This window comes from Paeniroseomonas aquatica (assembly GCF_030409335.1).
GTDB classification, from domain to species: Bacteria; Pseudomonadota; Alphaproteobacteria; order Acetobacterales; family Acetobacteraceae; genus Belnapia; species Belnapia aquatica.
Genome location: NZ_JAUFPN010000168.1, coordinates 1 through 8450 on the forward strand (window position 1 = coordinate 1; position 8450 = coordinate 8450).

Annotated in this window: 4 protein-coding genes; all 4 read right to left on the reverse strand. The window is 65.7% G+C overall.

What is annotated here, in order from left to right:
* Positions 1-101 precede the first annotated feature (101 nt).
* A complete protein-coding gene (locus QWZ14_RS17865; RefSeq protein ID WP_353959322.1) occupies positions 102-1334 on the reverse strand; it encodes an MFS transporter in 1233 nt (410 codons plus the stop codon).
* A gap of 710 nt (positions 1335-2044) precedes the next feature.
* Complete coding sequence (gene rpoD / locus QWZ14_RS17870) at positions 2045-3943, reverse strand: RNA polymerase sigma factor RpoD (protein WP_290318147.1); 1899 nt, start codon at positions 3941-3943, stop codon at positions 2045-2047.
* A gap of 477 nt (positions 3944-4420) precedes the next feature.
* The gene (locus QWZ14_RS17875; protein ID WP_290318148.1) at positions 4421-7972 is read right to left on the reverse strand and encodes a DEAD/DEAH box helicase; all 3552 of its coding nucleotides are present in this window, start codon (positions 7970-7972) and stop codon (positions 4421-4423) included.
* Between the two features lie 181 nt (positions 7973-8153).
* Positions 8154-8450: hypothetical protein (locus QWZ14_RS17880; RefSeq protein ID WP_456307253.1), on the reverse strand; the 297-nt coding region annotated here is incomplete at its 5' end.

The window sequence follows — 8450 nt, forward strand, 5'->3', positions numbered from 1 at the left end:
TCAACAGGTAGGGCCTCCAGCAAACCCGGGGCGGTTCATCAGGCTCTCCACGAGCGAGCTTGCGTCGTTGCCTCGAGGCGCTTTGTGACGACCTGTGCAGGTCAACCGGGCACCACCCGCCGCATGCGTGCAAGCAGTGCGCCTACCAAGGCAAGTTGCGCTGCATTGAACGCAATCCCCGCCCACCATGCGGCTGCGTAAAATCCCACCGCGTCATAAATCACGCCCGCCAGCCAGGCGCCGAACGCCATACCAGAGAGGCTGCACAGCAGCAGCGCAGGAACGCGCCACGTCACCTCTACCGCGGGGAACAGCTCGCGTACCGCCAGCACATATGCTGGAATAATGCCTGCAAAGCCCAGCCCATAGGCGGCGGCGGCAAAGAACAGTCCCGCTTCGTCCTGTGTGGCGAGGAAGCCTAGCATCCCCAGCGTCTGCGCGAGGCCGCCGAGTAGCACCGTCCACAACCCACCGATCCGATCCGAAAGCCAACCCCAGAACTGTCGAGAAAGGAAGGCCGCGAGCAGCAGCACCGATAGCATCACCGCCCCGCGCGAGGTTGCGATGCCGAGGTCCACACAAAATGCCACCAAGTGCGCAGCCGGCATTGCCATCGGCACGCAGCAGAGGAAACTGGCAGCGGCGATTAGCGCCAGAGCCGTGTTGGGTGCCATGCCGAGCACCTGCGCGCCTGGCACCGAGCGGATGCTGCCAAAGCCTCCCAACGGCACCGGTGGTGGCCGCAGCAACAAGGCCGCCAGCGCCACGATAATGGCGGCTGCGCCGATGCCATAAACCAGCATGGTGCGCTGCCAGCCATAGGCCACAATCGTCCGCTCGAAGATGGTCGGCCAGACGAAGCCCGCGATGGATTGCCCGGAGGAGACTAGAGCCAGCGCCGTCCCACGGCGTCGGTCGAACCACATCGAGACATAGGCGAGCATAGGCGGGAACAGCGCCCCGTTGCCAAACAACCCAACCCCCACGCCGATCCCCAGCAGCAGTGACCACGGCTCGGCCAGGGACGCGATGGCGAGGCCGGCGAAGATTGCGACGCCGCCCAAGATCGCCACCGCCCGCTGCCCAAAGACCCCGGCGAGCAGTCCGCACAGCACCCCTCCCACGCCCGTCCCGAGATAGGCAAGCGAGGTGGCAAGCGAAGGCAGCGAACGGCCAGAGTCCAGCGTTTCCGCAATGGGCACCAAGCCGATCACAACGGTCATGGGTGCTCCAGCTGCGAGCGAGAGCATCGTCAGTGTCACGAAGGCGATGACCCACGAATCACGCGTCTCGATGCTTTCGGCGGTAGTCGAGCTTGAAGTAGCGCTTAGCATCTGGATTCCCCCAGTACCAACTCTGCATGCCAGTTGCGGCACAGGCAACTATGCCGAGTCAGAATCGGCGGCAGGGACTTGGCGTTACGTGCCCGAAGGCTTGGGCCTCTGGTCGAGCGTCTATCATCGCTGGCGGCGCTGGTGCCTGCGCAGTTGGTGGGAGGTGACCCTCAAGGTGCTCCGCCCGAGCCTGCCAGCCGACGGGCTGCTCCTGTTGGACAGCACTACCTGCAAGGCACACCGCGCCGCGAGCGGCGCTGTCAGCAGTTGGCGGCCGCCGAAGCACTTGGCCGCAGCCATGGCGGCTCTGCTCCACGCTGCACGCTGGCGCCGATGGTGCAGGACGCATCCTGCGCCTGATCGCCAGCCCCAGCCACCATTCGGATCTTTGTCATGCGCCAGCACTGGCTTTGGACATCCCGGCCCGCGACCCGGCGCTTGACCGGGGTTATGTCTCAGCGCCGCTCCATGCGACATTCGCCGCCGAGGGCTGCACCGTCCACACCCCACCCAAGCGGGGCATGGTCGATCTGCCCGCGTGGGATCCCGTGCTATATGCCCGGCGGCACCGCGTCGAGAACCTGTTGTCCCGGGCAAGGATCTCGCCCTTATCGCCCTGCAACACAACAAGAGCGCCGCAGTTGGATGGGCTTCGCCCATCTCGCTGCTGCCATGATCAATCTGCGCATCGCTGAGTCCGGCCACAGACCCTAGTCCAAAAAGCTGCGCAGCTCCCGTGACCGCGCCGGGTTCTTCAGCTTGCGGAGGGCCTTGGCCTCAATCTGCCGGATACGCTCGCGCGTAACCCCAAAACCCTGGCCAACCTCCTCCAACGTGTGGTCGGTGTTCATGCCGACGCCGAACCGCATCCGCAGCACCCGCTCCTCGCGGGCTGTCAGGCTGCCCAGCATCTTGCTCGTGATGGTGCGCAGGCTGGACTGGATCGCCACGTCAAGCGGGGCGACGGCATCCCTGTCCTGGATGAAGTCTCCGAGGCTGGCAGTGTCCTCATCGCCAACCGGCGTTTCCAGACTGATGGGCTCCTTGGCAATCTTCATGACCTGCTTGACCTTCTGCACAGGCAAACCCATGCGCTCGGCCAGCTCTTCGTCACTCGGTTCGCGCCCCAGCTCATGCATCATGTGCCGGCTCGTGCGCGTCACCTTGTTCACCGTCTCGATCATGTGGACGGGAACCCGGATGGTCCGGGCCTGATCGGCGATGCTGCGGGTAATAGCCTGCCGGATCCACCAGGTCGCGTAGGTCGAGAACTTGAATCCGCGGCGGTACTCGAACTTATCAACCGCTTTCATCAGCCCGATGTTGCCTTCCTGGATGATGTCGAGGAACTGCAGACCGCGATTGCGGTATTTCTTGGCGATGGACACAACAAGCCGCAGATTGGCCGCCACCATCTCCGACTTTGCTCCCACCATCTCCCGCTCGCCGCGGGACACGGTGGCATAAATGCAGCGAAACATCGGAAGCGGTAGGCTTGCCTCAGTGGCGATCCGGGCGATCTCTGCGCGCATGGTCTCGGCTTCATCGGTATGGCGGACAGCAAAAGTTCGCCACCCCTTTCCTTTGCGCGACACTGCACCATCCAGCCAGCCGCGTGTCGTCTCGGCACCCTTGTAGAAAACAAGGAACTCCTCACGCCTCACCCCGGCCGCTTCGGCGAGCCGAAGCAGCCTGCCTTCGGTCGCGGTAAGACGTTGGTTGAGCAGCCGTACACCCTCAACGAGGTCTTTAATCCGGTTGGCATGCAGGTGGAGAGCGCCAATCAGCTTGGCCACCTCAGTGCGTCCTGCTAAATAGGCGGTCTCCTCCCCGGCCGTCAGTGTCCCACCCTCGATATAGGTCTGTGTACGCTTGACGTGCAGCGCATGGAGACGAGCGCTTGCCTGCCTGATGGCATCAAGCGCAGCGAGTACCTCAGGGCGGGCCTTCTCCTCACTGGCAACCACCGACAAGCCAGGCGGCCCGTCCTCGTCAGCTTCGTCCACGATTGGTTCTGCAAGCGCCTCAGCATCGTCCGCTTCGGCACCAAGGGTTTCTCCAAGATCCACAAGGTCGCGCAGCAGCATTCCGCCGGCCTCAAGCTCGGCGTGCCATCGAAGCAGGGCATCCGTGGTGGTCGGCAACTCGCACAAGCCGCCGATCATGAGGGCACGGCCTGCCTCGATGCGCTTGGCAATGGCAATCTCGCCCTCGCGCGACAGCAGTGCATGGGTGCCCATCTCACGCAGATACTGCCGTGTCGGGTCGTCCGTCCGCCCCTGGTCGTCGCGCAGATTGCCGCCAGCATCCTCACCTTCGGCTGCAACCTCAGCCTCGGCCGGAGCTTCTAGCGAAACATCCCCCTCGTCAGCATCAGGTGCCTCAACTACCTCAATCCCCAGTCGGGAAAGGGTGGCCATGGCGTCCTCGATCATGTCAGTTGAGGAGCGTTCCGGCGGCAGTGCAGCCGCAACCTCAGCCTGGGTGACGTAGCCATGCTCCTCGATACTCGTCAGCAACTGTCGCATCGCGGCCGGGTTTGCCTCGGGCAATACCGCATGCAAGTCCCGTTCACGCTGTCCTGCTGCCATGTCCACCAGATCCGTCATCGGGCATCCAAATTCAGCCTGTGCCGCCAAGCTCCAATTAGCAGGCGCTGCGGAGGCGGGTTTCGATATGGATTGGCCCATATGGTGCAGCGGATCGCTTAAAGCCAGGGTTGCTGGCAACGCATAGAGTATACCCTGATGCGCGTTGCGCGCTGAGGTACCAAGCTCGAGTTAATCTGGTCTTCAAAGCGTCCTGCAGGCGAAGGCAGCGCTTACGGCAACCAACATTGCTGCGATGGGTATCGGTTAGCTGCTGCATGGGCGCTTTGGCATTGAGCCGTAATGCCCGGTCGTACTCGCTTTACAAAGGCCGTCAGGATCGCGCTGGGGTAAAGCATGAAGGCCGCAGTAAATCGCCAATCGGCAGCGGCTCGATTATCCGGAAGAACTCTTGAGGCAAAAAAACTAATTCTCGCTGTTCTGGTGCCGAACTTGTGGCCGCCGCCTTCGATAGACGATCAGCTTTGGATGATGGAGTCAGGCGGCAGCGAACAATTCCTCCACATCTGCTTCGGTCAGCTTCAACGCCCCGCCATGCTCTGCTTCCAACACCGAGGCGACCAAAGCGCGCTTGCGCTCTTTCAGAAGTCCCATTTTCTCCTCGATCGTGCCGAGCGCGATCAGCCGGTGCACGAAGACCTGCTTGTCCTGGCCGATCCGATGGGCGCGGTCCGTTGCCTGGTCTTCCACCGCCGGGTTCCACCAGGGATCGTAATGGATGACCGTGTCGGCGGCGGTGAGGTTCAGCCCGACCCCACCGGCCTTCAGGCTGATCAGGAACACCGGCACCTTGCTGGCCTGGAAGCGGCGCACCGGCGTGCTGCGGTCCACGGTGTCGCCGGTCAGCAGCACGTAGGGCGTGCCGGCCTGCTTCAGCCGCGCCTCGATCAGCGCCAGCATCGAGGTGAACTGCGAGAACACCAGCACCCGCCGCCCCTCGCCGAGCAACACCTCGAGCAACTCCATCAGCCGGTCGAGCTTCGCGGACCCGCCCTTCTTTGCCGAGGCCATCTTCAGGAGCCGTGGATCGCAGCAAGCCTGCCGCATCTTCAGGAGCGCGTCGAGGATGATGATGCCGGATCGTGCCAGCCCGCGCTCGGCGATGGCGGCCTGCACCTTGGCATGCATGGCGACACGGATCGCCTCGTAGACGGCGCGCTGCGCCGGCTCCATCTCGACCGGCTCCAGGATTTCGGTCTTCGGCGGCAGGTCCTGCGCCACCTCCTGCTTGGTCCGGCGCAGCAGGAAGGGGCGCACGCGCCGCGCCAGCATCGCCTGCCGCTCGGTGTCGCCATGCCTCTCGATCGGTGTGCGATAGCGGCTGCGGAAGGCCGAGGGACTGCCGAGGAAGCCGGGCGAGAGAAAGTCGAACAGCGACCACAGCTCGCCAAGGTGGTTCTGCAGCGGCGTGCCGGACAGGCAGAGCCGCTGCCGTGCCTTGAGGCGCAGCGCCTGGCGCGTGGTCTCGGCGTTCGGGTTCTTGATAGTCTGTGCCTCGTCCAGCACCACCACATGCCAGTCCTGCGCAGTCAGCACCGCATGGTCGCGGCCGAGCAGGGGGTAGGTGGTGATGACCAGATCATGCCGGGGGATATCCGCGAAGCGCTGCTTGCGCGACGGGCCATGCAGCGGCAGCACGTTCAGCGAGGGGCTGAAGCGCTCCGCCTCGCGCAGCCAGTTCGGCACCAGACTGGTCGGGCAGACCACCAGCGCCGGTCGGTCGAGCCGACCTGCCGTTTGCTCCACCACGAGGTGTGCCAGGGTCTGCACTGTCTTACCAAGACCCATGTCGTCAGCCAGCACGCCGCCGAGCCCGGCTTCGCGCAGGAACTGCAGCCAGGCCACGCCCTGCGCCTGATAGGGCCGCAGCGTGCCGGCAAAGCTCTCAGGCAGCGGCACCGGCGGGATGGCACCGCCTGCCTCGCGCAGCTGCCGCCCGAGCTGCCGCAGTGCCTCGCCCCCCTGCAACGCGAGGCCCGAACGTTCCTCCAGCCAGGCGAGGTCGGCGGCCTCGGTTCGCCTGAAGCCGAAGCGCCCGCCTGCGCCCTCGCCCTCCGCCTCGGTGCGGCCGGCGAACAGCTCGACCAGTGCGGCCAAGATCGGCACCACCTGCCGCGCCGGCAGTGTCAGCAGCCTTCCGTCCGGTAGCGGCAGCAGCACCGGCGCGTCGTCCTCGATCTCCTCTGCCTTTGCCTCGGCCGCGATCAGCTCCGCCGCCTCACCGCTGGCGATCAGGCGGACCAGGGCCGGCACCAGGTCGACCGGATGGCCCTCGACCATCACCCCGAGATGCAGCTCAAACCAATCGATGCCCGAGCCTTCCTCGATCTGCCCGGTGATGCCGCCCTCCGGTTCGACCAGGCGGATCGGAAAATTGGCGGCGAGCTCCACCGTCCAGCCCTCAGCGCGCAGGTCCGGGATGTCGTCGAGCAGGATGTCGAGCCAGTCGGCCTCGTCCGGTTCGGTGCCCAGCAGGAAGTCATCGCTCCGGCGTGCGAAGGCTGCCGCGCCGGCATAGCCGAGCAACTGCTGCGCGACATCGCGAGCAGGCAGGAAACCAATCTCCTCCAGCCGCTCCACCGCCTGCCGCTCGCCCACCGTGTCGCGCTGCACGCGGTAGGGCTGGCCCTCCCGCATCACGATGGGAGTGGATGTGCGGTCGGAGGCCGTCACAATGACGGGGCCATAGCCGAAGGCGAGCCGGGCCACCGGCACCTCGTGCGGCAGGTTGGGCAGGAAGGCGAAGCCACGATGATGCGCGGTCAGGTCGAAGGGCAGCGGCGCCAGCATGAGCCTCAGATGCGGCCGCACCGGGCCACGCAGCGTCTCAGGCTTCGGCAGATCCGCCGGCACCGGCAGGGACGGCGCCTTTGTCCGGCGCGTCAGCTCGGCCGCCACCTTCGGGGCGAGCGCCAGCGGCACCGGCGGCGCGGCCAGGAGGCGCCCGGCGAGGGGTGCCGGAAGCCCGGTCTCCACTGGTCCGGCCAAGCCCGCCGTTGGATCGACATACCAGGGCTCAGGCAGGCCGATGGCGATCAAAGCGTGGCCAAAGCCTCGGTCCGGATGGTCTGCGGTCGGGTCCACTTCCAGCGTTGCGCGCTGGGAGCCATCCTCCTGCACCGCCCAGGCGATACGGCCAGAGCGCGGTGGACCCTCTGCAAGGGCGGGACCTTCGAGCGCGTCCCAGCGCGCGCGCCCGGTCACCAGCACACGACGAAGCAAGTCGGCCGGCTCCTCGTCGGCCGAAATCAATCCGGTGGCCGGCCCACGCCGTGCCACCCGAGCCAGGATGACGCGATCGGCGCTCCGCAGGTGCCGCGGTGGCGCCTCCGGTCGGTAGCTTTGCAAAGGATAACCGACGCCAGGTGTGCCGTCCTTGCGCAGCCGCGCCGAAACACAGGCGAGGCCGAGCGTCGGCGCGCCGCGCAGCGCTTCGGCGCGCGTCAGCACGTAGAACATCCGCTGCAGACCCTGCGGCGCCGCACGGCTGGTGGCGTCCTCCTCCTCGGGGTCGAGGGTGCTGAGCCAGGTTGCCAGGTCGGCGGGAAGTGCCGGATCGACCGGCGGCGGGCTCGGTAGCAGGGCCGGAAGGTTGGGCTGACCCGGTGATGCCGCCTGCCTCCGCGGCGGCAGTGTCGGCTCGGTAGGGGCCGCAGGCTGTTCCTGCTGTTGCCGCAGCGCTAGCAGCACGGCGACGACATGCTTGCAGTTCTGTCGCGTCGCGCAGGTGCACCGGCCGTGGAAGGCATTGCCTCGGCTGCGGGGGTCAAACAGCTCGACGCTCGGACTATACAACTTGTTTGGGAGGTCCATGACGACGGCGCTGATCCGGCGACCGTCATTGGACACCATGATCGAGCGGACGCGGCCCAGTTCCGCCAGCCGACGGCCGGATTCGAAACTGGCCCGCTGCGACACCGTCCGCAGGATCGCGGCGTCATCGGGCAGCAGGCCGGCATCGACGTTGGGGGAGCGAGAGGGGGCAGGGGCACGATGGGAGGACATCGCCGTCAATGTGGCGACCTTCACCGGCCGCATCCAGTCCGAACCGCCGACGACCGGGACATGGCTGCCGCTAGGCTACACGCCGCGCGGTCCGTCAGCGCAGACCGACTGGGGGCCGAAGGGCCCGGAGGTGTAGGCGCTCGCGGTGTTCGAAGATCTGGTATGCGTCCATGACGGCCAGAAGGATCAGCTTACGATCTGGCCACTAATGGTAATGGGCAACTTGCGGATTCTTACCCCCTGACGACGCCTTGCAGATGAGTTCGGGCGAGAGCGTAAGATTCAGCTCGGTGATCACCACGAGGGGCGGCTCGCCCGGACCGATGCTGACGATGTCGCAGCCGTAGATCTTGCTCCTGACTTTGTAGCCAAGAGCTTGCGGCTGGCTGTCTTGGCGACGCTCATACGGCACGTGCCGGGGTGATCGCCGGGTCCGGCCGTGACCGGAGCAGGATTGGTCTAACAGGCTGCTGAAGTTCGTAGCCTGAAATCCGCGTCCATG

Bases quoted from the DNA above. Each gene is read 5' to 3' on its own strand.
- rpoD (WP_290318147.1), bottom strand. From the start codon at position 3,943: ATGACGGATCTGGTGGACATGGCAGCAGGACAGCGTGAACGGGACTTG.
- QWZ14_RS17865 (WP_353959322.1), bottom strand. From the start codon at position 1,334: ATGCTAAGCGCTACTTCAAGCTCGACTACCGCCGAAAGCATCGAGACG.